Origin of the sequence: Pseudanabaena sp. BC1403 (assembly GCF_002914585.1) — a bacterium.
Lineage (GTDB): Bacteria > Cyanobacteriota > Cyanobacteriia > Pseudanabaenales > Pseudanabaenaceae > Pseudanabaena.
The window spans coordinates 135,879-162,169 of the sequence record NZ_PDDM01000011.1 but is presented as its reverse complement, the minus strand read 5'-3'; the positions used below and the strand labels follow the sequence as shown (position 1 = coordinate 162,169).

Here is a 26,291-nt window from a genome sequence, read left to right as displayed (position 1 = left end):
TCGCTGTAATAACCCAAAATTATTCCTTTTTTCTCTTTGTCTGAGCTTATCCTAATTTGCACAAGTTATTTATTTTTCATTCCTTACAACTCTCCCGACAAACACACTGGTGGCATAACCTACGGTGGATACTCCGAGAGTATTGTGGTGGACAAAGATTTTGTGCTGAAAATTCCAAAGAATTTGGATCTTGCGGCAACTGCTCCATTGCTGTGCGCTGGGATTACGACTTATTCGCCCTTACGCTATCACAATGTAACCAAGGGTCAGAAAGTAGGCATTGTGGGACTCGGTGGGCTAGGACATATCGGGGTGAAATTGGCGAAAGCTCTCGGTGCATACGTTGTGGTCTTCACTACCTCATCGAACAAAGTTGCAGATGCGCTGCGGCTCGGAGCAGATGAAGTCGTCAATTCTAAAAATGAAGACGAGATGCAGAAACACCTAAATAGTTTCCACTTCATTCTTGACACTGTTTCTGCAAAACATGATATTAACGCTTACCTCCTCCTGTTGAGACGGGACGGCAACCTCACTCAAGTCGGAGTACCACCCGATCCGCTTTTGCTTTCGGTGGGTAGCCTAATTTTCGGTCGGCGCAGTATGAGCGGCTCTCTAATTGGCGGCATTAAAGAAACGCAAGAGATGCTGGATTTTTGCGGTAAGCACAATGTTACTGCCGATATCGAACTTATTCCCATCCAAAATATCAATGAAGCCTACGATCGCCTCGTGAAAAGCGACGTGAAATATCGCTTCGTGATTGATATGGCTTCATTAAAACAGGCATGAATACTATCGTTTTGGAAATCAAAAAGCTTACTCGACGCTATGGATGTTGCAAGCTGTTTATTCAAGATAAGCAGAGAACATCATTGATAGCGCAAAACTCCCAATGAACACCAACATAGACCAGTTAGAATCTTGAGTTTGATGCGCTTCAGGAATGATTTCTTCCGCGATCGCTACCATCAAAGCGCCAGTTGTAAAAGCAAGTACAATCAATTTAGGAAGTTCTTCTTGTCCACGTAATCCCCAATAGCCAAGCGTTGTACCCAACCAAACAGGAATAATAAACGCCGCCAGTAATAAAAATCGCTCTCTTCTGGGTAAATTTTGACTCTTAAATCCTGCATTGGTTACAAATCCTTCGGGAATATGTGCCACGACTCGCGATGAGGCAACTACTACGCCCAAATGAGGTGCGATCGTTATGCCAGTGCCAATCATTAAGCCATCGCCAAACAAATCGATCGCTATGCTCAGAAAAATCACCCAACTTACAGTACTGCGATCGATGCCGCGCAGTCGATTCTTGCTTAAGTTGAGAAGCTGATTAACCCACACAAAAAAAGCGCCACCTAAAAACAACGATAAAATAGTTGTCCATACTGGTTTAGCAATAACGACTTTAGGGATTAGTTCTGTAGAGGCGATCGCCAGCAACACTCCCGCCGCCGCATGTAAGGCAAGCCCTAATGTTTGTTTGGATAATGGTAACGCTTCAGCAATCATTGCACCAATGAAGTTACTAATAACTGGCAAAGCTGACAATGTCAGAGCGAATAAAAATTCTGGCATTGTCAGACCCTACTAATTTGCTGATATCCCTTATGTTGTGGAACTGACAGCATTGCTTCAATTTGCGGATTTGCCCATGCTGCTAATATTTTCAGAAAATCAGGATCGTCATTGACACAGCCGAGTTTTGTGTAAGTCACTGTCGGGTATTGACGTTGCAAAGATTGAATCGCATCATCTACTTCAAGAATAGTTTCATAATTATCCGTCACCCAGCCGAGTGGTTTAAATAGAATTGTTTGAGCGCCTGCTGTAATCAAGCTTTTTGCCGCTTGTTTGAGATCGGGCTGTGACCATTGAATAAAAGGCATATCATGATTCACCCAACCGATGGAGATCAGTGGATATTGATGTTGTAATTGTGCTTGGACGCGATCGTACAGTTCTTGCCCATCAATCACCCCCGTTAATAGTCCCTGCGCCCTTTCAGGACCTCCATGAACCGTTAAAACAATTCCAATTCGGGACTCAAAAAAGAGACTGGGAGATTGATTTAAAGTTTCTCTAATCTGACGCACCATCAGATCGATGTAAGCAGGCTCCGTTGCAAAGGCAGGAATATAGCGAATTGCTTTAAAGATTGAATGATTTGGGTCATTCTCAGGTGCAGTTGAGGCAATAACTTCATTGACTTGCTCGATAGCGATTTTACCCGTAAAAGCAGAGTCAACCACTAATAAAGGATAGATGAGCAAGTTCTGAAAGCCTTGCTCAATTATATTTGTGACTACATCTTGCAAAAATGGCTGACAGAAATAGAAGCCTTTGAATACTTGCACAGAATCGCCCCATTGGGATGCTAACTGCTCGGCAAGTCCCAAACGTTGTTTCTCGAAAATCTTATTTTCGGGCGATATAAAATGATGATGCTTAACACCAAAACTATACAAATCTTGAAGAGCAAGAAGTTTGCCAGCAATAGGATATAGCCATTTGGGAATTGGCAAAAACTGTGATGCAATGTACTTAGTCGCAGCTTGATTATACAGACTCAGTTCGCGAAAAGATTCCACTTCGCCATATCCTGCAAGCAAAACTGCCACGCAATCGCGTGGTGTTGTCTCATTCAAATCACTATTATGGTTTTCGATGGCTTCGGCAGCTTCATAAATAATCATTGTTTTAAACTTATATAGGTCGCTAAGTAGCTGGTTTACTAGAAGTACGCCGCATCGTGCGCCACATTGAAATTCCCGTAAAAATCAATATAAGCAAACCAATGGCGGTCAAGAATGGATAAATGCTTTCTAGATTAATTACACCAAAGGCTCCTTTATGCCAACCTAAGATCCATTTAAAATTCTTTTGGTTACCTGTCAGCTCTAAGATTTGATAAGCTACGCCTGTAATGGTGGTTAGCAATAGCGGCAACAACATAATCGGAGCGAGAATGCGATGAAGATAGCGAATGTATTTAAAATATTGGCTACGTTTTTTGGTGGTTTCCATAAATAATTTCCTTAATTGTTTAAGAGTTGTGAGAGTTGCGCCCTGCGGGCGCAACTCTAGCTATATCTCATAATCCAGCAACGCAATGGAACATCTCATCGGACAACCATTCAATAGTTGCCTTAAAGTTGCGTGCAGGAGTTGGTAATAACTGAAGGTAGGCTGCCTGACGAATTAAATGACCGAGATTACCCTTCACCTCATAGCGATCGTATATTTCTGCGACACCATCGCTTAAGCCAAGTTTCATGAGAGTGCCTCGCATCCCTACCTCAAACGCAATTGGTGAGTGACCTTCAGAAAGTGCTTGCAAATTATGTGCGATCGCTGCTCCTTGTTGATAAGCTACTTGTGCGGTGGCTGGTAAAGGATGTTCCATTACAGTACAATCACCACCTGCAAATACTTCTGGAAAGTCGATAAGTTGTAAAGTATCGGTTAGTTTGAGTCGTCCCTGCTTGTCTCGACCGCCTTCAGGAAGAGATAAGGTATCTATGAGCGGATTTATGACAATTCCTGTCGTCCAAATAATTGTCGCGGCAGCAAGTTCTTCTATTTGGTCATTAATTCGGTTATTTCGTTTGAGAACGACTACATTTGGACGAATCTCAATTACCGAAGTTTCTAGCATCACATCTACAGATATTGTGCGTTTTTGCAAGGCTTCTTGAGCAGTCTGACGTAAGCGATCGCTGTCACCTTTGAGAATCTGTTTACCCCGTTGAATTACGACTATCCGAATATCGGCAATATCTCCACCTAATGGACTGTACCAATCTGGCAATAGATCAGCAAGAGTTGCCGCTAATTCCACACCTGTACATCCTGCGCCGAGGATGGCAATGGTTAATAAGCTTTTTTTCTGCTGTGGTTCTGAAGTTTGGGTAGCTTGTTGCAAACAATCGCGTAGTTTCCAAGCTAAGGCGATCGCATCCTCACTGGTACGAAATGCTAAAGCGTTTTCTCTAGCTCCTTTAACTCCGAAGTAACCCGCTACAGATCCGAGGGACAGCACTAAATTACTATAGGTGTAATGCAAGCCAGAGGCTAAGCTAACTTGACGCTTTTGTAAGTCAATCGATTGCACCTCATCGCGAATGAAGGCAATGCCACTTTTATGTAGAAGATCGTCATAGCGGTGACGGATAAATTGTATGTTCATCTCACCACTGAGAAACTCATACAATAGCGGCTTAAAGATAAAATTCCATTCGCGATCGATCAGAATTGTTGGAGTTGTGTATTGCTGATGACTCAAATGTAATGCGGTGAATAAACCTGTGAATCCGCCGCCTAAAATTAAAGTTGGCAGTGGTTCGGGAGCAATTAATCGTTGAGGGACTTCTGCTATTTTGTCTAAAGTATTCGACATATTCGTTATCTCGTATGGCGTTTTGCAAATGAGTGCTTACTCATTTGCAAAACAAAAAATCAATCCCAGTAAAGGTTTTGAGTTTTCATTTTGTCTACGGCAAAATGAAAACCGCTATATTAGCTGCGAACTAGCGGTGTATCAACTAGGTGTTCGGCTATAAACCATACCTGAGTTTCATTTGTTCGTAGAACATCACTAACTAGCAAGTCATTAGTTCCATGATCGTGATTTGCCGCAGTTTGAGCAATTCCTTCTCGGACTTCACGCAGGATTAACTCATGACCTTCTAGCAAGCGAGACAACATGACGGGAATTTCTTCCACACCATTAGGAGGACGCTCAATCCTTGTCACTTCGGCAACATGGCGCGGATCAGCGATCGCTACACCACCTAAAGTTTGCACTCGTTCGCCCAACATATCAATCAGCTTAAGTTGCTCATTTGCATGTTTATCGAGTAAAAGATGTAATTGATAAAATGTGTTGCCACGCATTAGCCAATGATGTTTTTTGTAGAGGCTATAGAGAATAATGCTATCAGCAAGAACTTGGTTGAGATGTCTACAACTCTCAAATCGAACCGTGCTAGCTAAAGCGATCGGTAAGTTGCGAATAGTTCCAAACGACTGAATTTCTTGTCCTTGCTGATGCAAAACAGGCTGACTGCAATCTATCGGAATATTTGAGAGGGAAGAATTGGTTGGCATAAAATTGTAAATTGTTTTCGAGGACTATATAGCAATCCGAAATGATTTATAGATTTTTAAGAGTTGTGAGAGTTGCGCCCTGCGGGCGCAACTCTCACAACTCTTTTGGGATTGCTATATCTCACGTGAAATAGTAATCTTCTCGCCTGAATGTAAAGTGAGCATCCAAATTCCATCAAACAAGAGATTTATTCCAATTAGAGTGCCAATGAACCAAACGGCGCGAAGCGGAGAGCTAGACCAAATAAAAATACCGAAAATGATGCCCATGAGTCCACTCGCAAGCATCCATCCCCAATTAAAAGAGATCCAACGCATTTGAAAAGCGAGCGATACCTGAATCATGCCTTGCAAGAAGATGGTAATGCCCAACACTATGGTGAAAGCAACAGCTCCTTCCAGAGGATTTAACATTACGAAAATTCCAGACAGGAGATACAATAAGCCTAAAATTATTTTCCAGACGAATTGACCTGTACCTCTGGATTGAAAGGCATAAGCTATTTGGGAAATTCCAGCAAGGATAAATAACCAACCGAATAGAACAGTTGAAGCGATGGTAGCGAAGAAGGGAAATACGATCGCAATAATACCTAACACAATCATCACGATCGCGATCGCCGTTACCCATTTAGAGCCAATAGCTTGCTCATCAGTATCGTCGTATTCAGTAACGCTCATGTTGATTCTCTCTCGACTAGGTTATTCTAAAATTTGGTAGTGCCAAAGAGGTTGGATTTTAGTGGCTATGGGTAGCGCTTTACTCTGCCCATAGCATTACTATTCAAAACTAAACCACTCCACCTTGAGCTGATTGTCCACAGAATGTACCCCTGATGCGCCCCAAGCAACTCGTTCGGCTTCGTCTAGTTCGGCATAGTTCCGAACCTTGCCATGAAGTGTCACTTTGTCCCCAGAGGTTTCAACACGGATCTTGTTCGCATCTAACAGCGCACTACGTTTGAATGCATCTCTAATATCGTTGTTAATATCGGTTGCCTTCAATCTGGGCTTGACCGTGATCAGATTAGACACTCCTTTAACGCCCAAAAGGTTATACAGGTAGTTCTCAGCAGAATTCTTTAGGTATTGCCACTCGACCTCGCCTTCAAGGGTGATCCAAGCATCACTAACCGTTACCTTAATAGTTCCTCTCGGAATTGAGGTGAACCAGTCGATGTGGTGCGCGGCAGTCGTAGCGATGTCTCCATCTGTATGGAGAGAAGAACCCGGCAGCTTGACTACGATGTCATCCGCGATCGCTTTTACGCCAGCAACTCGTCTAGTCGCTTGCACGGCTTGCCATTTCTCGTTGGAGCTATTTGCATAGCCATTGAGAGTTACCGTTCCATCTTTGACTAAAACACCAATGTCTGTGACCTTGATACTTGGCTCATATTTGAGTTCAGCAAGCACATCAGTCTTGAGATCTATGTCAGTTTTGTCTGCGATAAGAGTTGGCATATTGTTTTCCGTAACGTTTTAATCCGTTTACATTGACTAGCATCTCATTAGGCTGTTTGAGATCCTGTACGTTTAACGTATAAATTGAATGAATTGAAGGAAAAATCTAATGAATCTTTACAAGAATTACTTCCATTTGCTCAATCTGCTACTTTGACAGGCGATCGCTTGATTTCCTAAATGGATTAATTAAATAAGATACAAACCATCACCTACAGATATTAAGAAACCATTTAAGAATTACTTTCTGCGGTCAAAAGCTCTAAGAGATCCCCCTCAATCCCCCTTAAAAAGGGGGGAGAATTTAATTCTCCCCCCTTTTTAAGGGGGGCTGGGGGGGATCTAGACAATTCTTAAATGGTTTCTAAGATTGGCGGCGCAATGCACCGCCAATCTTGACTCTTAATCTAACTTCACCACCATCTTGCCAATGTTTTTACCTGCAAAAAGTCCGATGAATGCGCTTACCGCTTGCTCAATGCCTACCACTACGGTTTCTTTGTTCTTCAATTTGCCATCTCGGAAATAGCGACCCACTTCCTGCTCAAACTTGTACTGAAGATCAAGGAAGTCACTAACAATTAGTCCTTTCATCGTCAATCGCTTAGTAATCATGTTAAAGAGATTAGAAGGGCCTGCCTGTGGACTTTCTTCGTTGTAGCCAGAGATACCACCACAAGCAATGATCCTGCCATGTATGCTTAATGTGGAGAGGGCTGCTTCCAGAGTTTCACCGCCGACATTATCGAAATACACATCAATGCCATCGGGAACTGCTTCGTTTAATTGTTCGAGGATAGGAGCAGCTTTGTAATTTAAGGCGATATCAAAGCCACATTCTTCCTGTAGAAATTTAACCTTTTCCGCAGAGCCTGCTGCTCCAATTACCCGACATCCACGCAATTTTGCAAGTTGTCCAGCGACGCTGCCTACTGCACCTGCTGCTCCCGAAATAAAAATCACGTCGCCAGCTTTAACTTCTACTAAATTCAATCCAGCCCAAGCGGTCATACCCGTCATACCCAGTGCGCCAAGATAATTTGAAAGTGGTTGGATCTCGCGACTGACTAGATGCAACGTTTTTGGCGCAGCGATAAAGTATTCTCGCCAGCCAAAGCTAGAAATGACGATATCTCCCTGCTTAAATTCCTTAGCGCGAGACTCGATTACTACTCCAACTGCGCCACCATCGAGGGGTTGCCCTAACTCAAAAGGCGGAACATAGGACTTTCTATCGCTCATGCGACCACGCATATATGGATCGACTGACATATAGAGATTGCGAACCAAAACCTGTTGATCTTGAAGTGGTTCTAATTTGGTTTGCGCGATCGCAAAGTTAGCTGCGGTTGGCATCCCGTTGGGACGAGAAACTAGATGAATTTCGCGACTCATGATGTCTGTCATTATTTTCTCTTGATTATTCTAAAACGGTAATAATCGGCGGCGCGAAGCGCCGCCGATTATTTATTTAAAGGCTTTGAGTAAAGCCTCAAACTGCACTTTTAGTGACTTGTCATTGGGAGAGATTGGCGGAATCTGGCGATCAATCTTGAGGAATTCATAGACCACCATTTGTGCAACTCTTACTGAATACTCGACCGTGAAAACAGTATCATCAGGAATTTCGACAAACTGGCTGATAAAAGCGAGGTTCTTTGAGCTATGGGGAATCGGCAATGGTCGATCGCCATGCGATCGCGGCATAAACATACTCGTGATATATGGCATTCGGCAGGGAATACAGTTTGCAGATTCCATCACATCTAAATCAAATCGCAAATGACCGCACAACTCTCGCAGAATTTCTTCACCATTGCAATCGGACATTGGTTTGGGAACGAAATCACCCATGCGATCGGGAAAGAGTGCATATCCCCAGAAAACCTGTACATTTGCAGGCTGATTGTTGAAATGGGGCTGAGTTGCCAGCACAATCGACATCAGCCAATTGGAGTCTTTAAAGGTCACAAGTCCTCCAGTTCCCGCTTGATTGCCGCTAAATTCCAACATCTTATTGAAAAATGTAGGAGTTTTCAGGGTGACTGTAAAAGATTCCCAAAGAGATTCGGCAATACTACTATTAAAAACAGAAGGATTCCCAAATTCTGGGTTATTCATCGCCAGCTTTTCCCATAGGTTCCAACTAGTGCAGTCTTGTTTAATCAATTTCTGAGGCGCACTGGTCATCGAACCTAAACTGGAGGCATCGGTCATCGAGCCATTTTGGAGAAACACAAAATCGTTGCTGTTAACTTCAATAGTTTTGCGATCGCCCTGTTGCTGATAATGGATACTCGTTACCACAAATTTATTCTCTTCCGTGCGGTGTTCGAGATCTAATACTTTGGAATCTAGGACAAAGTTAACACCTTGGGATACCAGCCAACTCTGCAAAGGACAAATTAATGAATCATACTGATTGTAGATTGTCCGCTTCACTCCTGCGAGGGTTTCAATCCGCGAAAATTCGAGCATAAAGCGATGTAAATAACGCTTGAATTCAACAGCACTATGCCAAGGTTGAAAAGCAAAGGTAGTAGACCACATATACCAAAATTCAGTCTCGAAGAATTCTGGAGAGAGCCAATCTGTAATCCGACTAGCTGCCAGATCTTTTTCGTCAGCTTGGCTTAGCTTTAATAGCTCTTCACGATCTTGCATCGAAAAGCCCATTGAACTAACAGGCACTTTCCCACGACGACGATCAACGAGTCGCGCCATACAATTTGACTTGTGCTGCTCATTAAACTCCATCGTTTCGTCAAATACAGTTTTGTTTGGCGAATTTAGGGAAGGAATCGACTTATAAAGCTCCCAAGTACATTCATAATTGTCAGTCGTTAACATTCGACCTCCACGCATCGAATAGCCATCCACTGGGTTCCCAATTCCATCCATACTTCCGCCTAGAAGCGGCTTCACTTCTAAAATAGAAATATTTTCCCCTGAGAATCCGCCATCACGAATCATAAAAGCGGCGGCGGCTAATGAGCCAATTCCACCACCCAACATATATGCTTTAGATTCATTATTCATGCTAATAGAACTCCTAAAAAAGTTGGTTTATCTGGCTAAAGCCGCTTCTATCTCTCGAAAGTGTCGCCACACTTTCAAGAGATTAAAACTCAACTCCATTTACATTTTTGATAACCCAAAAATGTAAATGGAGTTGAGTTTTGAGAATTATTTGTCTCTAGGACTCTAATTTGACCAGTGTTTTTCTCCCCGTAGCATCAGCAATCCAAATTGCAACAATGTCACCATTAGCATTTTGTGCTGTTGAAATTTCCGTTGGTGAATCAACTGTGTGACCATAGTTCATCTTATCTTTGCCCACCTCGATCGACAAGTTATTACCTTTGCCAGGGCGATCGTAAATCATCGCCAACAAAGGTGCATGTTTAATCAATGATTCGTCACCAAGTTCTGAATCAATGATCTCAATCTCAATATGTCGTCCGAGATGATCACCTGAAAACTGGTCGAAAAATTTACCCCATTGCTCTTGAGGGATAGATTTGCTTAGGGCAATTGTATTAGTCATAGGATTCCTCGTAGTAAAAAATTAGTAAATCTGATGGGTTATATTGCTATACATTTTGACGGCTTATGCGGAAGAAATGTAGAGGCAATTCATGAATTACCCCTACGGTAAAATTGGGATTTCAAGAGATCTTTGCGTAAGTTCTAAATTTTGGCAGCAGCTTCAGCATCTAGTCGGGCAGCGATCGCAGCCAAAGTTGCTTCTTCAGCTTCTTCTATCGTCGCTACAGACAATGCGATCGCAGTGGCGGCATAGTCTTCAGCTTTGTCAGCCCGATGTTCAAGTTTTTTCACCTTTCGACTTGACTTCCATTCCTCAACATCCGATTTCAACTCAGACTCCTTTTCCTCAAATTGAGTTTTGAGCTTGGCTCGGTATTCGTCGAATTCATGCTTTTTGGAGTTGAGTGTTGCTTTCGCCTCGTCAAGCTTAGATTGAATCTCATGTTGAGTCTTTTTCGGCACAGCTTGAAGGCTGTCTCTTAGCGATTTCACGCGCTCTTCAACCACCTCCAAATTGTCATGAAGCTTTTTAGTGAAGTTGTCAACTGTAGTACTCATGGTCATTTCCTTATTGATTATTAATCGAGTTTTCCTAAGCTGGAAAGATGCCTAACTAGAATCAGCTATTCTCATTTTAAAAATCGGTTTCATAATCAGAATTGCTGAACTAGAATCGATAGAGCATCTTCCTTGTAGACCGATGAATAAGATGAATGGCACAAAGTAGCATTTATCTTATTCATCTCTAAGCATCGTAGCCAAACCACTGTACAGAGAGCTGATTATCTACTGTAAGTACACCCGATGCAGCCCAAACCGCTCGTTCAGCCTCTTCCAACTCGGCATAGTTGCGAACCTTACCCTTGAGAGTCACCTTGCTTCCAGTAACATCGATTTGAATCTTATTGGCATCGAGCATGGCACTACGCTTGAATGCTGATTTAATATCCGTGGCGACCTCTGTCACCGACAATCTAGGTTTGATCGAGATCTCGTTAGATACGCCCTTGACACCCGACAAGTGATGTAGGAAATGTCCAGCAGCAATCTTGAGATATTGCCACTCCACCTCACCATCAAGAGTAATCCAACCATTCCGAACAGTCACTTTTACAGAGCCTCTAGGAATAGTCGTGAACCAGTCAATGTGATGGATCGCGGCGGCAGCAATGTCCGAGTCGGTATTAATAAAGGATTCGGGAAGTTGGATTTCAATATCATCTGCGATCGCTTTCACGCCAACAACCCGTTTAGCTGCCAGAACAGCTTCCCACTTTTCAGCAGCGCTGGTCACATAACCATTGAGTGTCACGGTTCCATTTTTTACCAAGACACCAATATCAGTCGCCTTTACGCTCGGCTCATATTTGAACTCAGAAAGCACATCAGTTTTGATTTCAGTATCAGTCTTTTCTGCGATAAGAGTTGGCATATTGTTTTTCGTAACGTTTTAATCCGTTTACATTGATTAGCCTCTCATTAGACTGTTTGAGATCCTGTACATGTAACGTATAAACTGAATAGATTGTATGAAATGAATTCAATTCTTTACATACCCAAAATAGAGTAGCGGCGCTTCTCGCTGCCAATCTATTTTGATATATTTCTTTTTCCAACTTTTTTGCTATAGCAGATTTTAAAGGAGCGAAGTACGATATGTTTCCCGCCGCAAAAAACAAATAATTATCAAGCGCCCCCGCATCACATCACAAAACCCAAAATCTCAAAGCGATCGCCCCAAAATCTCACGCAACTAAATCAAGTCTCAATTTGACTCACTAATTTTGAAGGTCTTGCTGGATCAAGGCTGTGAGAGCGGCTAGAGTTTTTCACCACAGGGTTATTCTTGAGACGATCTTTCAATTCCGTCAATTGTTTATCTAAATCTTGGGTTTTTTGCTTAATTTGTTCGTTTTTATCTCTGAAAATATTGGATTCTTGTTGTGCAGGATCAAAAGTAATATGACCTAATGTGTTCTCTGCTTCGGCATAATATTTTATGAGTTATTCTTCACTCAAAGTTGGTGGATCTAAATCACGTCTCATCAATGCTACTTTCAATAATCTCCATGCTGTTCTTGAATTAGAGGCTTTTCGTTCAGGGCTAAATGCACCGATGAGAGCAGAATCAGGTGCTGCTTATTGTTGATTAGAAACTCAAGCATGGCTAAGACAAATTTGGGGGGTAATGTTTGCGTATTCTTTGAGTGAGGAGGGAGTATCTCAGTCAGATCACGCTAAAAACTCAAAAAAATTAAAACCTAAAATTATCGATTATCATCAAACTTGATATATCAATCTAGGAGCCTAACCAAATGACGGCTAGAGAGAAATTAATTCAAGAAATTTCTCAAGTTCCTGAAGAACTTGTTGAAGAAATGCTTGATTTTTTGCTGTTTGCGCGATCGCGTCGAAGTAAGATCCAAGCCCCAAAACTAACACAGCCTAGACCATATGCCCTTTGCAAAGGAGAATTTATCGTGCCTAAGAACTTTGACGATCCTTTGCCAGAAGATATTTTGCAAGACTTTGAAAATCCAAACTAGAATCCTATGAGATTACTCCTAGACACCCACATTTTTCTATGGTTTCTGAACGGCGATCCACAACTCTCGAACCAATTTCGCGATCGCATCCAAGATCCAAACAACGAGGTGTTTCTGAGTGTCGTATCAGTTTGGGAAGCAACAATTAAATATCAACTTGGGAAACTACCACTTCCTGAATCACCAGAGATCTACTTGCCAAGACAAAGAGTTATCCACCTGATTGAGAGCTTACCTATTGACGAAGCAACCATAGCGCAATTGATCGGTTTACCACCAATCCATCGTGATCCCTTTGATCGCCTTCTCATCTGTCAGGCAATCCAACACAATTTAGTGATCGTTTCAGTTGATAGCGCTATCTGCCAATATCCATCCGTCCAAATTTTGGCAGATAGCTAAAAGGCGATTGTAAATAAGCGATTGCATAATACTCATAAAAAATATTGAGGATACCTATGCCATTTTTGACAAGATGTGATAACGTATTTGCACTTTCGTGCTGTCAAAAATTGACATCCTAGAGACAGCAAGAAAATAGCTACGCTACTTTTTTGCTTAGTATGCCCCCCGATCGCTACTGCGTATATCGAATATGTACATTAAAAATGTAGAACTAACCAGATTTAAATCCTTTGGCTCGACCGTGTCAATCCCACTACTGACGGGGTTTACAGTGGTTTCGGGCCCCAATGGTTCGGGTAAGTCGAATATTCTCGATGCACTGCTATTTGCGCTGGGGTTAGCAGGCTCTAAGGGGATGCGCGCCGATCGCTTGCCAGATTTGGTTAACCAAGCCCATAGTAAAAAGGGGCGGATGGTCGAAGCGATCGTCACCGTGACCTTTGCCCTTGAAGAGGCAGAAATGGCAGCATTACAAAGTGAAGGGGTAGAGATTCCTACTGCGGAAGGGCAGACAATTGGCGAATGGACGGTGATGCGCAAGTTGCGCGTTACTACGCAGGGGACTTATACATCCACTTATTACATTAATGGAACTCCATGTAATTTAAGCGAATTGCATGAGCAATTAGCTAAGTTCCGTATTTATCCTGAAGGTTATAACGTCGTATTGCAAGGGGATGTTACGGGCATCATCTCGATGAATTCGCGAGAACGTCGGGAGATCATTGACGAATTGGCGGGCGTGGGTGAGTTCGATCGCAAAATTTCGACCGCCAAAGATAAATTAGATGACGTTAAGGCGCAAGAAGAGCGATTTCGGATTGTTGAGCAGGAACTGATTGCCAATAAAGAGAAGCTCAAGAGCGATCGCGTTAAGGCAGAGAAATATAAGGCGCTGCGGTTGGAATATGAGCGCATGGAGGCATCGGAGGCGGTGCTGCAACAGCGGGAGATTACTTATCAGCAATCACTGCGTAATGTTGAATTAGTTAATAATCGCGAACAATGCGGCAATATTGAGAAGTCATTAGCAGAACTCTCGCAGGTAATCGAGACGGGGACAGTGCAGCTTAATGAACTTAGCGATCGCGTCCATACTCTCGGTGAAGAAGAATATCTCTCGGTTTCTAGTAACTTGTCTGGACAACAGGCGGAACTGCGTGGATTGCAGCGTCAGCAGCAGTCACTAACTAGTTCCTATCAAAACAATCAAAATCATATTGTCAGTACCCAAGAGGAAATCGATCAACTCTTACGCGAGTCTGAAGAATTAGAATCACAGAAAAAATTTAAAGAAGAATCAGCGGCTACCACTGAAAAAGCTCGTGATCAACAATCATCGATTGTTTCGCAATATCGTAAGGAAGTGCAAGCGATCGCATCGGCTTCATCGGAATGGGTAAGGCAGCAAACACAATTGCGCCAAGATGTTGATAATGCTCAAGCATCGCTTGATCCACAAAAGCAAGAGCAAACAAGACTTAGAGAAGTCCTCAATCAGCGATCGCTCCAATTAGAATCGCAAGAAAAGGAACTCAAAGAAATTCTGGCAGGAGAAGGGCGTTATGCAGTTGATATGCTCTCCAATCAGTCCTTGGAAGATGCTCTGCGTTTGCAAGAGGCGGAAGTCAGTGGCGCTGAGGCTTTGGTACAAACCTTAGCCAAAAATCTTGCAGAAGCACAGTTAGAAGTACAGCTTCAGAACGAAACTATTGATCGCATTTCACAAGAGCAGCGAGTGAAAACGAGACAACTTGACAAACTGGAAGCCCAAGTCCAAGCCAATCGAGAAGTCCAAGGAACTAGAGCTTCACAAGTCGTGATCGAAGCGGACTTGTCAGGCGTGTACGGCTTGGTCGCTCAGCTAGGATTAGTTGAACCTCGTTATCAATTAGCTCTAGAAATCTGCGCAGGCGGACGCTTAGGTAATCTAGTTGTGGATAATGATGAAGTTGCATCGGAAGCGATCGCTTTGCTCAAACGCGAGAGAGCAGGACGCGCTACATTCTTACCGTTGAACAAACTAAATCCTGCTAAGTTTCCTTCGCGCACAGAAGCCCAGAGACTAGGCGCGATCGACTATGCCTTTAATCTCGTCACCTACGAAGACCGCTATCAAGATGTCTTCTCTTTTGTGTTTGGCAATACTCTTGTATTCGAGAACCTTAATCAAGCGAGGTTCCACATTGGCAAGCATCGCATGGTGACATTGGAAGGCGAAATTTTGGAAACTTCTGGTGCAATGACTGGTGGAAGCGCTCCTCTACATAGCAGTCTGCATTTTGGTAATGCTAAGCCTGCCGAATCTTCGGAAACCAAACAACTGCGCGATCGCCTCTTAGAAATCGACCAGATGTTAGCTAGCCTAAATCACCGTTTGCGTGGTGCATTAACGGGCATTGCTAAGTATGAAGAGCAACTACAATCAGCAAGAACTACTCATCGGGAATCCCAACTCAAGCGTGATCGCATCTACGAACAAATCGAACGCAATAGCCGCGATCGTACTCGTCTGCAAGATCAAATTCAACAAACTCGCGCTGCGATCGAAATCGGGCAATCACAACTGAGTACACTCGATGGCAATATTGCCGAACTGGAAGCTAAGCTACTAGTCAAACGCGCCGAACTGACAGAACTAGAAAAATCGGGAACCCACACCCGTTGGCTACAAGCTCAAGATGCAATGCAAGGTCAAGAAGCGCTACTTAATAGTGCGGAAATCGAACTGCGCACCGCCAAGCAACAACTAGGCGAATTGGAGAACAAGCATAAGCTCGCCTTAGAGAAAATGGCACAGCGTCAAATTCGCCTGCAAGAGTTACGAGGCACTCAAGCAGAGCTGATGAATAGCACATCGCAAATTCAGCATCAAATCAAACAATCTGAAGCAGCGATCGTCTCCTATCAAGCTCGTCTTGATGTGCTCGAACAAACCATCGGCGCGGCAAAACAAGAACGTGATGCCTGTGAGCGATCGCTGCGTGCTCAACAACAACAACTACAACAACAAGAATGGCAGCTACAAAAAAATCGCGAACGCCAAACCGAACTGGAACAGCAAATAGCTCAATTTACAGAGCAACTTGCCCAAATTGAGCTTCCTGACATTGTCCCTGAAGTTCCCGAAACCATGACCCTTGAGCAGTTGCAACTAGAGCAACGCCGTTTACTCAAGCGCATTCAGTCAATGGAACCCGTCAATATGATGGCGATCGCTGAGTACGAAGCCACATCGCAACGCCTCGAAGAACTCAGTAGTCGTCTGGAAACCCTCAATCAAGAACGTACTGAACTCTTAATTCGCATTGAGAATTTCACGACCCTGCGTCAACGTGCCTTCATGCAAGCCTTTGATGCCGTCAACGGACATTTTAAAGAAATCTTTAGCGAACTTTCCGACGGTGACGGTTATTTACAACTCGAAAATCCTAATGCGCCTCTCAGTGGTGGATTAACCCTTGTTGCTCACCCCAAGGGCAAACAAGTACAGAATCTCTCATCGATGTCTGGAGGAGAAAAATCTCTTACTGCGCTTAGCTTTATCTTCGCGCTGCAACGCTATCGCCCTTCGCCTTTCTACGCTTTCGATGAAGTCGATATGTTCCTCGATGGTTCCAACGTGGAGCGCCTTTCAAAAATGGTTCGTAAGCAAGCAAACCTTGCTCAATTTATCGTCGTCAGTCTCCGCCGCCCGATGATCGAAGCATCAGAACGCACTATTGGCGTAACTCAAGCCCGTGGAGAACATACTCAAGTTTTGGGCTTAGAACTGCGATCGAGTTGATAAACACGAGAGGCGGCGCTTCGCGCTGTCACTCGTCTGTATTAGCAGATTTACTGTAGGGTGCGTTAGCCATAGCGTAACGCACCCTCTAATTTTGTTGATAATGGTGCGTTACGCTGCTCTAACGCACCCTACTAATGCTATAGCTATATAAAAAATCTAAAATATGCAAAATCCACAAGTTAGTATCATCATGGGCAGTGACTCTGACCTACCCACCATGCAAGGCGCGATCGCAATTTGCCAAAAATTTGAAATCTCCCATGAAGTTGCGATTATCTCTGCTCACCGCACACCCGAAAGAATGGTGGAATTTGCCAAAACAGCCCATACTCGTGGCATTAAGGTAATTATTGCAGGAGCAGGTGGTGCAGCTCATTTACCAGGTATGGTGGCGGCGCTGTCACCTTTACCTGTAATCGGTGTACCAGTTTCTACCAGACAACTTAGTGGTGTTGACTCTCTCTATTCGATTGTGCAAATGCCGAAAGGAATCCCTGTAGCGACTGTTGCGATCGGTAATGCTGACAATGCAGGGCTACTAGCAGTGCAGATTCTAGCTAGTCACAACCCTGATCTTCTCCAACAGGTAATTACATATCGTCAATCTTTGGCGGAAATGGTGATGGAGAAGCAAGATAAGCTAGACGAATTAGGAAGCGAAAAATATTTGCTGCAAATGTGATTTATTTGCGTGGCTTGCAATTTTGAGCGCAAACCAGTCTTGGGTTTTCACCGCCTGCGGCGGTGAAAACCCTGCACAATGAGAATTGCTGTCAAGACCTGAATCTAGAGGATTTTCGACACGATCGCTGATAGGATAAAAGGCTAAAGTGTTATTGCCTAGTACAGCATGGATTTTCAGTCGGTTATTTTGGCGTTGCAAAAATATTGGAGCGATCGCGGATGTTTGATTGCTCAACCCTACGACATCGAGAAGGGCGCTGGCACGATGAGTCCGCATACATTTTTGAGAGCGATCGGCCCAGAGCCTTGGAGCGTAGCCTATGTTGAGCCATGCCGCCGCCCCACTGATGGACGCTATGGACAAAATCCTAATCGCTTGCAACATTATTATCAATTTCAGGTAATTCTTAAGCCATCGCCCGATGACGTGCTGGATCTATATCTAAACAGCCTTAAGCATCTCGGCATCGATCCCGACGATCATGATGTACGTTTTGTCGAAGATGATTGGGAATCACCGACCCTCGGCGCATGGGGTGTTGGTTGGGAAGTTTGGCTAGATGGAATGGAAGTCACCCAATTCACCTACTTTCAGCAGGTTGGGGGCTTAGACTGTCGCCCTGTTTCTGCGGAAATCACCTATGGGCTAGAGCGTCTAGTCATGTACTTGCAAGGGGTGGATTCGGTTTATGACATTGTGTGGCGATCGCACCCACAGTTAGGCGACATCAAATATGGACAAGTACATCACCAAGGCGAAGTCGAGCATAGTGGCTATAACTTTGGTAACTTTGGCGGCAAGCCACAGGATTCAGATTTGCTCTTTGAATTGTTCTTACAATACGAGAAAGAAGCAGGGCATTTATTAGAAGCTGAACTTGTATTACCAGCCTTTGATTATGTTCTGAAATGTTCACATTCCTTTAATTTGTTAGATGCGCGGGGTGTAATTTCGGTAACAGAGCGGGTGCGCTATATTGGCCGAATTCGCAACTTAGCACGTCAAGTTGCCAAGCTTTATTACGCTCAGAGGGAAGCACTAGGATTTCCTTTAGTTTCTGAAGCTGCGCTAACCATCTAAAAAAATCGGCTCAGTAAAGCATATCTAGGGTAAATCAAATCCCAAATAAATAAAGGCGGCGCGAAGCGCCGCCTTTATTTATTTGGTTCGTAATGTCTATATTAAGGATTATTAACTAGTTTCTCATATCCACCTTGGACAAAGAACCGATCTCGTATTGTGATGAATTAAGACTTAAAAAGCAACTTTTATAAATTTGTAGTTTTATCTAAAATTCATGTATAAACCTTTTCTTGACTATCTAGAGCAGTCGCTATTTCAAAGGTTTGACTTGCAAAGCCGCTTGATACCAGAAGGTTTAGAGTCTTGTGTTAGCGATCGCGGTCGTAGCCCTGCAACGATTCGGAGTTGGTGCTATCAATGTCCAGAATTTCGCAAAATTCGCTATACATACATTGATGCAGGTGCAAGCGCCCAAATTTTTAATAGCGTCATTTATCCAAGCCATAACTATGACTTGCCACTATTGGGAATTGATTTTTTGTCATTTGGATCGGTAAAAAACTTGATTGTGATGGACTTTCAGCCATTATTTCAAGATCGGGCATATTTGGAAAAATACATTTATCCGCTCAAAACTTTGCATGACAAGTATCCAGACTTGGCACAAAATCTGGAAATGAAGTTTTACGATGCTAATCAATATTTCTCAAAATATTTATTGTTTGCAAAGACCGATCCTGAAACTGTTAGAACTAGGGTGCTAGAAGCATTCAAGGACTATTTGAATCTTTATTGGACAATGCTTGCCGATGCACAGCCTCTAATCGATCAGTCGGATATTCAACGGATCGTTAAGGCGCAAAAGGACTATGACCAATACAGCGCCGATCGCGATCCTGCCTCTGGGCTATTCAGCAGTTATTTTGGACATGCATGGTCTGAGAAATTTTTGTACGGATTTTTATTTGAAGATGCAAAGCCTTTGGCAGTGACGGTTTAAATGACTTTATATCAACCTTTTTTAGATCACGCGATCGCCTCTTTAAAAGAGCGATTCCCTGATTTGCAGCCATACCCAATTCCTGACGGATTCGAGTCCAAATCTGCGATCGTTGGCAAGGGAAGTCACCAGAATGAAGTCTTAACAACTAGTTTTGGCTACCAGTCATCTAAGCTTCGTCAAATCCGTGCTGCCCATGTCCAAGGCGGAAGCTCACTTCAGGTTTTAAATTTTGTCATTTTTCCACATTTGAATTATGACTTGCCATTTTTTGGCGGCGACTTAGTCACTCTACCTGGGGGACATCTGATTGCATTGGATATGCAACCATTGTTTCGGGACGATCCAAACTATCAAGATAAATATACAAAGCCAATTTTGCCGATCTTTGAGTCCTATCAACAACATTTAACTTGGGGTGGCGATTTTCCTGAAGAAGCAAGTCAGTTTTTCTCTCCTGCTTTCTTATGGACTAGACCAAAAGAAAATGAAGTGGTGGAAACCCATGTTTTCCATGCTTTCAAAGATTATCTTCAGGCTTATTTAGACTTTTGCGATCGCGCTGAGCCGATAACTGATGAACTGAGATTAGCTGAAATCAAAGAAGCACATCTGAGATATTTACGTTATCGCGCTGAAAAAGATCCTGCAAGAGGTATGTTTAATCGATTCTACGGTTCGGAATGGACAGAAGAGTATATTCACGGTTTTCTATTTGACTTAGAGCGCAAATTGAAACAAGTCTAATCTGTTACGATTTATGTCATTCATCTTTGCCTCAAACCCAATCCCCAAAATGATTTGAACCGATTCGGTTATTCCTGCCGAAGACGTGAAAATTGATTGGGGAGATTTAATACCGCTAAACTGGGTTTAGGTATTTGATTGAGGATAGATACTTGTACTATGTTTGAATCTGCTGAAATCGGACACAAGCTAAGTAAAGTAGAGTATGAGGCTCAAGAACCAATTCTGCGAATAAAACTCTTGGAAGTTCAGGAAGAACTCAAAAATGCTTCCTTTCCAGTGATTATTCTCATTGGTGGTGTAGATGGTGCTGGCAAGGGGGAAACTGTTAATTTGATCCATGAGTGGATAGACCCACATTATCTGGAAACCCATGCTTTTGGATCTGCTTCTGACGAAGAGCGCGAACGCCCAGAAGCTTGGCGATTTTGGCGAGTTCTACCACCGAAAGGACGCATCGGCATTTTATTTGGGTCATGGTATACCCGCCCCATCATTGATCGTGTCTATGGGAAGACCAAAAATACGGATCTTGATGTGGATTTGATGCGAATTAATGCCTTTGAGAAAGCGTTGGTGGATGACGGGGCACTGATTATCAAATTTTGGTTTCATCTCAGTAAAGAAGCCCAATCTGCTCGCCTAAAATTACTGATGAAGAATCCCGAAACTCGTTGGCGAGTTACAGATTTGGATTGGCAGCACTTCAAGCTTTACGATAAGTTTCGGCTTATTTCAGAACGCGCACTCCGAACGACAAGTACAGGTGAAGCGCCTTGGCTGGTTATTGAGGGGCAAGATAAGAGATATCGCAGCATTACGGTAGGGAACTATATTCTAGATTTGATTTCCAAGCGTCTTGCCACAGAACACTCACGGACAGTCAAAATATCGACATCTCCAGTTAAAGCTGAAAACCCTTACACAATTCTGGATACGCTTAATCTTGAGCAGAGTCTAAGTGAAGAAGACTACAAGAGATTGTTGGAAAAGTATCAAGGTCGGCTTAATTTACTTTATCGTCAAGCTAAGCAATTAGGGCGATCGGTGATTCTCGTTTTTGAGGGTTGGGATGCCGCAGGTAAAGGAGGAATTATCCGCCGTGTTACTTCTGCTCTAGATGCCCGTGACTATCAGGTTATTCCCATCGCGGCTCCTACGGATGAGGAGCGATCGCATCATTATCTGTGGCGATTTTGGCGGCATATTCCACGGGCTGGGCGAGTCACGATTTTCGATCGCAGTTGGTATGGACGTGTGCTTGTAGAAAGGGGCGAGGGTTTTGCCTCTGAAGCCGAATGGATGCGAGCCTATGCTGAAATCGTCAATTTTGAGCAGCAACTTCACGAACATAGTACTTTGATACTCAAGTTTTGGATTCATATTGATGCTGACGAGCAATTGCGAAGATTCCAATTGAGACAGGAAACACCCTATAAGCACTATAAAATCACCGATGAAGATTTTCGCAATCGGGCAAAATGGAATGACTACGAACTAGCGGCTAACGAGATGATCGAACGCACGGGAACAGAGTTTGCTCCTTGGTATACGATCGCAGCGAATGACAAGAAATTTGCACGGATTGAAGTAGTCAAGACGCTTTGCGATCGCTTGAAAAAATCTCTCTAAAATTGCAATTCTCAATCCATTTATGCTTTGAGGCAGTCGTTACAATTTCCCTAAACTACTAAATTTATTCAGTATTTGTTATTAGCTTAGGTTATACTCTAGAAATAGGTTGGACGTGCTTAATCTTGTATATAAAACTTTTAATTAATATTTAAAAATAGGCATAAAAAGGTTAAAAGCTTTGTAGTGAAAAGGGGTCGGGGGATTTAAGACTTTTCACGCAAGCCTTAAATTACAATAGCTTTGTATGAGTTTAGATTTAGATTAGCCTCGCAAAATAATCTTTCTTCGCATTTGTTTTAATCGCTTTTAAAAATCAGTCATTATTTTTGAAATTAATATAGATATTTACTTGAATATGAACAAAAAAATTGAGTCTCCAGAAAATATTAGTACGCAGACATCTAATCTAACTCAACAGATGCTGCTTAATAGAATCACTAATAATATTCGTCAATCTCTAGAATTACAGGAAATCCTGTCAGCAACTGTTGCTGAGGTGCGTTCATTTCTAGGAACAGATCGGCTCAAAATTTATCGGTTTCAGCCTGAAGGTCATGGATTAGTCATTGCCGAATCAATAAGTGAAAACCGTCTACCCTCCCTTTTAGGTTTGAATTTTCCTGCTGATGATATTCCCGCCTATGCTCGCGAACTGTTTTTGCTAGCTCGCCAGCGCACAATTATCGATCTCAATAATCATCAAATAGGGATTAGTCCCTTGGACTGTATCGAAACAGGAGAACCTGTAAAAGATCCAGATATTCGTTATCGTCCGCTCGATCCATGCCACATGGAATATATGACCTCTATGGGGGTGAGGTCTTCAATTGTTGTGCCAATCGTTATCGAAAGTCCACTGACTAAAGACTCTAACTTACCGCTGATTGTCGAAAGTCCACCGACTAAAGAATCCCAATTACCTTCACTCAAGCCCAACCAGCACCTTTGGGGATTGCTGATCTCGCATCATTCAGAACCGCGCAATGTGACTGAAGAAGAATTAAATTTTATTCAAGCCGTTGTCGATCAAGTATCTGTGGCGATCGCCCAATCGGTTTTATTAGAACAGGTGCGAGCACAGGCTAAACAGGAAGCTAATGTCAATCAGGTTACGACTTTGCTCTATTCCCGAACTGTAGCGCAATTGCAGGAAGCGCTAGAAAAAACAGTGGAGTTATTTCAAGGCTCAGGTGGGCGCTTGTATTTGCCCATCAATGGTACGAACCTTACATCTGATTTGTATACCTGTGGTGAACAGCCCGATCACATTAGCGGCAACGATCGCAATATTGAAGAAAATTTACTCTGGCAAAACTTTCTGCACTCAGCCGAGAACACCACTAATCGAGATTCTGAAAATAATACCAACGAAAAGCCTTGGTCAGTAGCTTGGATGCGGGCTGTTTATACACTCTCCTCAGTGCCCCAAGAGTCAATCACGGACTTGAATATTTGGGCGATCGCCGACATCTATCAAGAACCATTATTTCGGACATTGGCGATCTCTTTTCAAGCAACCAAAATTCGTGGGATTTTAATCGTTCCGATCTGTTTTGGATATGAAGTAGTGGGCTGTCTCAGTATTTTTCGCAATGATACCAATCACGAAGTGTTGTGGGCAGGCGAACATGATCCTGATAAGCGGCAGCTTGCACCACGCCAATCCTTTGAAGCATGGAAGCAAATCAAGAAGGGCAATGCACAATCTTGGGCAGATTCAGATATCCGCTTAGCTCAGTCTCTTTCCGAGCGCTTTGCTACGGCGATCAAACAGGACAAACTCTACAAGCAGATCCAAATTTTAAATGCCAGTTTAGAAAAACAGGTACAAATTCGCACGATGGAGTTGCACTACTCCACGATGATCGCTAACCAACAACGTGCTTTAGCCAGAATCCTCGCCAAATTACAACAAGCCCTAGATGTAGACACATTTTTCTGCACGGCTACCGAAGAAGTCCGCCAATTATTAGCCGTAGATCGAGTTGGCATTTATCAATTCGATCCTGACTGGGGCGGTGGATTTATCAACCGTCTCGGATCACTTAGTCCTGAATGGGCGCATATTTTAGCCGCTTCAAGAACTATATGGAATGACACATATTTGCAGGAAACTCAAGGCGGTCGCTACCAAAACCACGAAGTTTCTAATGTCAGTGACATTTATAACGCCCAACTGTCTCCATGTCATATTGAAATTCTTGAGCATTACCTGATCAAAGCCTTTTTGGTGATTCCGATTTTTGTTGGGCGGAAACTATGGGGACTATTAGGGATTTATAAGCATAGTAAAACTCGTGTATGGGAAGAATCGGAGGTGGAATTTGGCAAACAGGTTGCTGCTTACTTAGGAGCAGCTTTGCAGCAAGCAGAAGTGCTAGAACAAAACCAAACCCAAGCCCGACAATTACCAGCGATAGAAGAGCAACAGCAAACCTTAGCGATTGTAATCAGCAAAATTCGGCAATCTCTAGATCTATCTACGATTTTTACGACTACCACTCAAGAAGTCCGCCGATTGCTTCATGCCGATCGCGTCATAATTTTTCGATTTAAATCCGATCGTCAACAAGGACAAATAATTTCTGAAGATATCCGCATAAACTATCTATCTATCTTAGGGACTCCGATTCCCAAGCATCCTCTAGTCAAAGAAATCAAAGCAAGTCCTACCCAAAAGTACTATGCAATTGATGATATACACAATGCCGATTTAGAAGCTGATTACCTGAAAATGCTCTCTGACTTTCAGGTTAAAGCGATCTTAACTGTACCGCTATTTAGAAATGAAGAACTTTGGGGGCTACTATGCATTCATCAATGCTCTGGAGCGCGGCAATGGCAACCGAGAGAAAAAGAATTTGCCACACAAATCGCTTCACAATTAGGGGTAGCTCTGCAACAGTCTGAATTATTAGTTCAGGCTCAAACCATGAGAGAAGCTGCTGATGCGGCGAATGCGGCTAAGAGCGAATTTCTTGCCAATATGAGTCACGAACTGCGAACACCGCTCAATGCCATTTTGGGTTTATCAGAAAGCTTACAAGAAAACGTTTATGGTGAATTGAACGAGAAACAAACAAATGCGATCGTTACCATCGAGCAAAGTGGTCAACATTTACTCAATTTAATTAGCGACATTTTAGATCTCACTCAAATTGAAGCTGGCAAACTAAAGCTACAGATTGCACCGACCTCATTACCAAAACTTTGTGAGAACAGTCTGAGCTTTGTCAAGCAAGCAGCAGCAGCAAAGAAAATCGTTATGGAGGTAAACATTACTCCAATCGCGATCAGAGTTGCTGTAGATGAATTACGGATGCGCCAAGTGCTCATCAATCTGCTTAACAATGCCGTCAAATTCACGCCAGTAGGTGGCAAAGTTACTTTATCCGTTGATATTGACAACAAAAACGTTAACAAACAGACAATTCAGTTTCATGTTAGCGATACTGGTATCGGCATTGCACCAGAAAATATCAGCAAGCTTTTTCAGTCCTTTGTGCAGATTGATAGCAAGCTCAATCGTCAATATGAAGGTACAGGGTTAGGTCTAGCATTAGTCAAATATCTAGTCGAATTACAAAATGGCAGAGTAGATGTCGAGAGTAACATTGGCTTAGGCAGTTGCTTTACAGTTACTTTACCTTATATCTCTATTCCCACCTCCTTACCAACTCCAACTCCTCCCAATAGCCAACCCCTAACTCTTCAAACCAAGCCAGAGAGATTAAATAACAAGCAGTTTCTATCCACTGCACCCATTCCGCAATCTACCAAGCCAGCATTAATCCTGTTAGCAGAAGATAGCGAAGCAAATACGATGACGATTGTGGACTTCCTTGAGCAACAAGGCTATGAGATTATCCAAGCCCAAAATGGACAGGAGGCTGTCGATATGGCAAATGCTTCACATCCCAATCTAATTTTGATGGATATTCAAATGCCAATCATGGATGGGTTGGATGCCACTCGTCAAATTCGATCTTTACCTGCAATTGCAGATATACCCGTGATTGCTCTTACAGCCTTAGCGATGCCTAACGATCGCGAAAAATGTCTAGAAGCAGGTGCTAATTCCTATCTCAGCAAGCCTGTCAAGCTCAAGCAATTGTTGCTGACAATACAGCAAATTTTAAAAGAAGTATAAAAAAGGTAGTTCTAAAACTGCTAGAACCGCCTTTTCCCGTAGAATCAATAGCGATCGCGAGTCCAAAAACGACATCTTGAAACAACCCGTTATAAATTGTGACAATCTGTAATAAAAAATGATCCAACGACATAGTATAAACAAATAGGTAGGAAATTGAACTGCGCGAGATTGAAGAAACCACA

At 43.0% G+C, this 26,291-nt stretch carries 22 protein-coding genes and 1 pseudogene; 11 read left to right on the top strand and 12 right to left on the bottom strand.

All coding sequences use genetic code 11. The annotated features are described in order from the left end of the window. Positions 1-78: 78 nt before the first annotated feature. Positions 79-792: pseudogene (locus tag CQ839_RS12115) on the top strand (NAD(P)-dependent alcohol dehydrogenase); the annotation flags it as partial. 57 nt (positions 793-849) lie between these two features. On the opposite strand, the gene CQ839_RS12110 reads toward CQ839_RS12115, so the two are convergent. From CQ839_RS12110 to CQ839_RS12055, 12 genes are all read right to left on the bottom strand, one after another. Further along, positions 850-1,581, bottom strand: coding sequence for a ZIP family metal transporter (locus CQ839_RS12110; protein ID WP_103668533.1), 732 nt, complete (start codon positions 1,579-1,581; stop codon positions 850-852). A 2-nt stretch (positions 1,582-1,583) separates the two neighbouring features. After that, a complete protein-coding gene (locus tag CQ839_RS12105; RefSeq protein ID WP_103668532.1) occupies positions 1,584-2,699 on the bottom strand; it encodes a ferrochelatase in 1,116 nt (371 codons plus the stop codon). Between the two features lie 22 nt (positions 2,700-2,721). Continuing rightward, positions 2,722-3,030, bottom strand: coding sequence for a hypothetical protein (locus CQ839_RS12100; RefSeq protein ID WP_103668531.1), 309 nt, complete (start codon positions 3,028-3,030; stop codon positions 2,722-2,724). Between the two features lie 67 nt (positions 3,031-3,097). After that, on the bottom strand, positions 3,098-4,402 hold the full coding sequence (locus tag CQ839_RS12095) for an NAD(P)/FAD-dependent oxidoreductase (protein WP_103668530.1): 1,305 nt from the start codon (positions 4,400-4,402) through the stop codon (positions 3,098-3,100). Positions 4,403-4,521: 119 nt separating this feature from the next. Further along, complete coding sequence (locus tag CQ839_RS12090) at positions 4,522-5,112, bottom strand: Dps family protein (RefSeq protein WP_103668529.1); 591 nt, start codon at positions 5,110-5,112, stop codon at positions 4,522-4,524. A gap of 114 nt (positions 5,113-5,226) precedes the next feature. Continuing rightward, the gene (locus CQ839_RS12085) at positions 5,227-5,793 is read right to left on the bottom strand and encodes an HdeD family acid-resistance protein (protein WP_103668528.1); all 567 of its coding nucleotides are present in this window, start codon (positions 5,791-5,793) and stop codon (positions 5,227-5,229) included. 99 nt (positions 5,794-5,892) lie between these two features. Continuing rightward, the gene (locus CQ839_RS12080; protein ID WP_103668527.1) at positions 5,893-6,576 is read right to left on the bottom strand and encodes a BON domain-containing protein; all 684 of its coding nucleotides are present in this window, start codon (positions 6,574-6,576) and stop codon (positions 5,893-5,895) included. Between the two features lie 402 nt (positions 6,577-6,978). Then, positions 6,979-7,983 carry an NADP-dependent oxidoreductase gene (locus tag CQ839_RS12075; protein WP_103668526.1) on the bottom strand — a complete coding sequence of 335 codons (1,005 nt, stop codon included), beginning with the start codon at positions 7,981-7,983 and terminating at the stop codon, positions 6,979-6,981. A 60-nt stretch (positions 7,984-8,043) separates the two neighbouring features. Continuing rightward, positions 8,044-9,615 (bottom strand): oleate hydratase, encoded by a 1,572-nt coding sequence (locus CQ839_RS12070; RefSeq protein ID WP_103668525.1) that lies wholly within the window; start codon positions 9,613-9,615, stop codon positions 8,044-8,046. A gap of 157 nt (positions 9,616-9,772) precedes the next feature. Continuing rightward, the gene (locus CQ839_RS12065) at positions 9,773-10,123 is read right to left on the bottom strand and encodes a DUF5335 family protein (RefSeq protein WP_103668524.1); all 351 of its coding nucleotides are present in this window, start codon (positions 10,121-10,123) and stop codon (positions 9,773-9,775) included. Between the two features lie 143 nt (positions 10,124-10,266). Continuing rightward, entirely contained in the window at positions 10,267-10,683 is a 417-nt protein-coding gene (locus tag CQ839_RS12060) for a hypothetical protein (protein WP_103668523.1), read from the bottom strand. Between the two features lie 187 nt (positions 10,684-10,870). After that, positions 10,871-11,557, bottom strand: a complete 687-nt coding sequence (locus CQ839_RS12055) for a BON domain-containing protein (RefSeq protein ID WP_103668522.1) — start codon at positions 11,555-11,557, stop codon at positions 10,871-10,873. A gap of 567 nt (positions 11,558-12,124) precedes the next feature. Here CQ839_RS12055 and CQ839_RS25130 point away from each other — a divergent pair. From CQ839_RS25130 to CQ839_RS12010, 10 genes are all read left to right on the top strand, one after another. Then, the gene (locus CQ839_RS25130; protein WP_181016185.1) at positions 12,125-12,274 is read left to right on the top strand and encodes a hypothetical protein; all 150 of its coding nucleotides are present in this window, start codon (positions 12,125-12,127) and stop codon (positions 12,272-12,274) included. 166 nt (positions 12,275-12,440) lie between these two features. Beyond that, a complete protein-coding gene (locus CQ839_RS12050) occupies positions 12,441-12,671 on the top strand; it encodes a DUF2281 domain-containing protein (protein ID WP_103668521.1) in 231 nt (76 codons plus the stop codon). Positions 12,672-12,677: 6 nt separating this feature from the next. After that, positions 12,678-13,073, top strand: coding sequence for a type II toxin-antitoxin system VapC family toxin (locus CQ839_RS12045; protein WP_103668520.1), 396 nt, complete (start codon positions 12,678-12,680; stop codon positions 13,071-13,073). Between the two features lie 193 nt (positions 13,074-13,266). After that, a complete protein-coding gene (gene smc, locus CQ839_RS12040) occupies positions 13,267-16,863 on the top strand; it encodes a chromosome segregation protein SMC (RefSeq protein WP_103668519.1) in 3,597 nt (1,198 codons plus the stop codon). A 166-nt stretch (positions 16,864-17,029) separates the two neighbouring features. Further along, the gene (gene purE / locus CQ839_RS12035; protein ID WP_103668518.1) at positions 17,030-17,548 is read left to right on the top strand and encodes a 5-(carboxyamino)imidazole ribonucleotide mutase; all 519 of its coding nucleotides are present in this window, start codon (positions 17,030-17,032) and stop codon (positions 17,546-17,548) included. A gap of 168 nt (positions 17,549-17,716) precedes the next feature. Continuing rightward, positions 17,717-18,631: a glycine--tRNA ligase subunit alpha gene (gene glyQ / locus CQ839_RS12030; protein WP_103668517.1), complete on the top strand. Its 915-nt coding sequence runs from the start codon at positions 17,717-17,719 to the stop codon at positions 18,629-18,631. Between the two features lie 217 nt (positions 18,632-18,848). Then, the gene (locus CQ839_RS12025) at positions 18,849-19,574 is read left to right on the top strand and encodes a 15,16-dihydrobiliverdin:ferredoxin oxidoreductase (protein ID WP_103668516.1); all 726 of its coding nucleotides are present in this window, start codon (positions 18,849-18,851) and stop codon (positions 19,572-19,574) included. Further along, on the top strand, positions 19,575-20,321 hold the full coding sequence (locus CQ839_RS12020; protein ID WP_103668515.1) for a phycoerythrobilin:ferredoxin oxidoreductase: 747 nt from the start codon (positions 19,575-19,577) through the stop codon (positions 20,319-20,321). It abuts the gene before it with no gap. Positions 20,322-20,480: 159 nt separating this feature from the next. Further along, the gene (pap, locus tag CQ839_RS12015; RefSeq protein WP_103668514.1) at positions 20,481-21,953 is read left to right on the top strand and encodes a polyphosphate:AMP phosphotransferase; all 1,473 of its coding nucleotides are present in this window, start codon (positions 20,481-20,483) and stop codon (positions 21,951-21,953) included. Positions 21,954-22,311: 358 nt separating this feature from the next. Then, a complete protein-coding gene (locus CQ839_RS12010; RefSeq protein ID WP_103668513.1) occupies positions 22,312-26,106 on the top strand; it encodes a GAF domain-containing protein in 3,795 nt (1,264 codons plus the stop codon). Positions 26,107-26,291 lie beyond the last annotated feature (185 nt).

Bases quoted from the DNA above. Each gene is read 5' to 3' on its own strand.
- CQ839_RS12095 (WP_103668530.1), bottom strand. From the start codon at position 4,402: ATGTCGAATACTTTAGACAAAATAGCAGAAGTCCCTCAACGATTAATT.
- CQ839_RS12010 (WP_103668513.1), top strand. From the start codon at position 22,312: ATGAACAAAAAAATTGAGTCTCCAGAAAATATTAGTACGCAGACATCT.
- CQ839_RS12070 (WP_103668525.1), bottom strand. From the start codon at position 9,615: ATGAATAATGAATCTAAAGCATATATGTTGGGTGGTGGAATTGGCTCA.
- CQ839_RS12075 (WP_103668526.1), bottom strand. From the start codon at position 7,983: ATGACAGACATCATGAGTCGCGAAATTCATCTAGTTTCTCGTCCCAAC.
- CQ839_RS12100 (WP_103668531.1), bottom strand. From the start codon at position 3,030: ATGGAAACCACCAAAAAACGTAGCCAATATTTTAAATACATTCGCTAT.
- smc (WP_103668519.1), top strand. From the start codon at position 13,267: ATGTACATTAAAAATGTAGAACTAACCAGATTTAAATCCTTTGGCTCG.
- CQ839_RS12090 (WP_103668529.1), bottom strand. From the start codon at position 5,112: ATGCCAACCAATTCTTCCCTCTCAAATATTCCGATAGATTGCAGTCAG.
- glyQ (WP_103668517.1), top strand. From the start codon at position 17,717: ATGGATTTTCAGTCGGTTATTTTGGCGTTGCAAAAATATTGGAGCGAT.
- purE (WP_103668518.1), top strand. From the start codon at position 17,030: ATGCAAAATCCACAAGTTAGTATCATCATGGGCAGTGACTCTGACCTA.
- CQ839_RS12050 (WP_103668521.1), top strand. From the start codon at position 12,441: ATGACGGCTAGAGAGAAATTAATTCAAGAAATTTCTCAAGTTCCTGAA.
- CQ839_RS12055 (WP_103668522.1), bottom strand. From the start codon at position 11,557: ATGCCAACTCTTATCGCAGAAAAGACTGATACTGAAATCAAAACTGAT.
- CQ839_RS12105 (WP_103668532.1), bottom strand. From the start codon at position 2,699: ATGATTATTTATGAAGCTGCCGAAGCCATCGAAAACCATAATAGTGAT.
- CQ839_RS12025 (WP_103668516.1), top strand. From the start codon at position 18,849: ATGTATAAACCTTTTCTTGACTATCTAGAGCAGTCGCTATTTCAAAGG.
- CQ839_RS12085 (WP_103668528.1), bottom strand. From the start codon at position 5,793: ATGAGCGTTACTGAATACGACGATACTGATGAGCAAGCTATTGGCTCT.
- CQ839_RS12060 (WP_103668523.1), bottom strand. From the start codon at position 10,683: ATGAGTACTACAGTTGACAACTTCACTAAAAAGCTTCATGACAATTTG.
- CQ839_RS25130 (WP_181016185.1), top strand. From the start codon at position 12,125: ATGAGTTATTCTTCACTCAAAGTTGGTGGATCTAAATCACGTCTCATC.
- CQ839_RS12020 (WP_103668515.1), top strand. From the start codon at position 19,575: ATGACTTTATATCAACCTTTTTTAGATCACGCGATCGCCTCTTTAAAA.
- CQ839_RS12080 (WP_103668527.1), bottom strand. From the start codon at position 6,576: ATGCCAACTCTTATCGCAGACAAAACTGACATAGATCTCAAGACTGAT.
- CQ839_RS12045 (WP_103668520.1), top strand. From the start codon at position 12,678: ATGAGATTACTCCTAGACACCCACATTTTTCTATGGTTTCTGAACGGC.
- CQ839_RS12065 (WP_103668524.1), bottom strand. From the start codon at position 10,123: ATGACTAATACAATTGCCCTAAGCAAATCTATCCCTCAAGAGCAATGG.
- pap (WP_103668514.1), top strand. From the start codon at position 20,481: ATGTTTGAATCTGCTGAAATCGGACACAAGCTAAGTAAAGTAGAGTAT.
- CQ839_RS12110 (WP_103668533.1), bottom strand. From the start codon at position 1,581: ATGCCAGAATTTTTATTCGCTCTGACATTGTCAGCTTTGCCAGTTATT.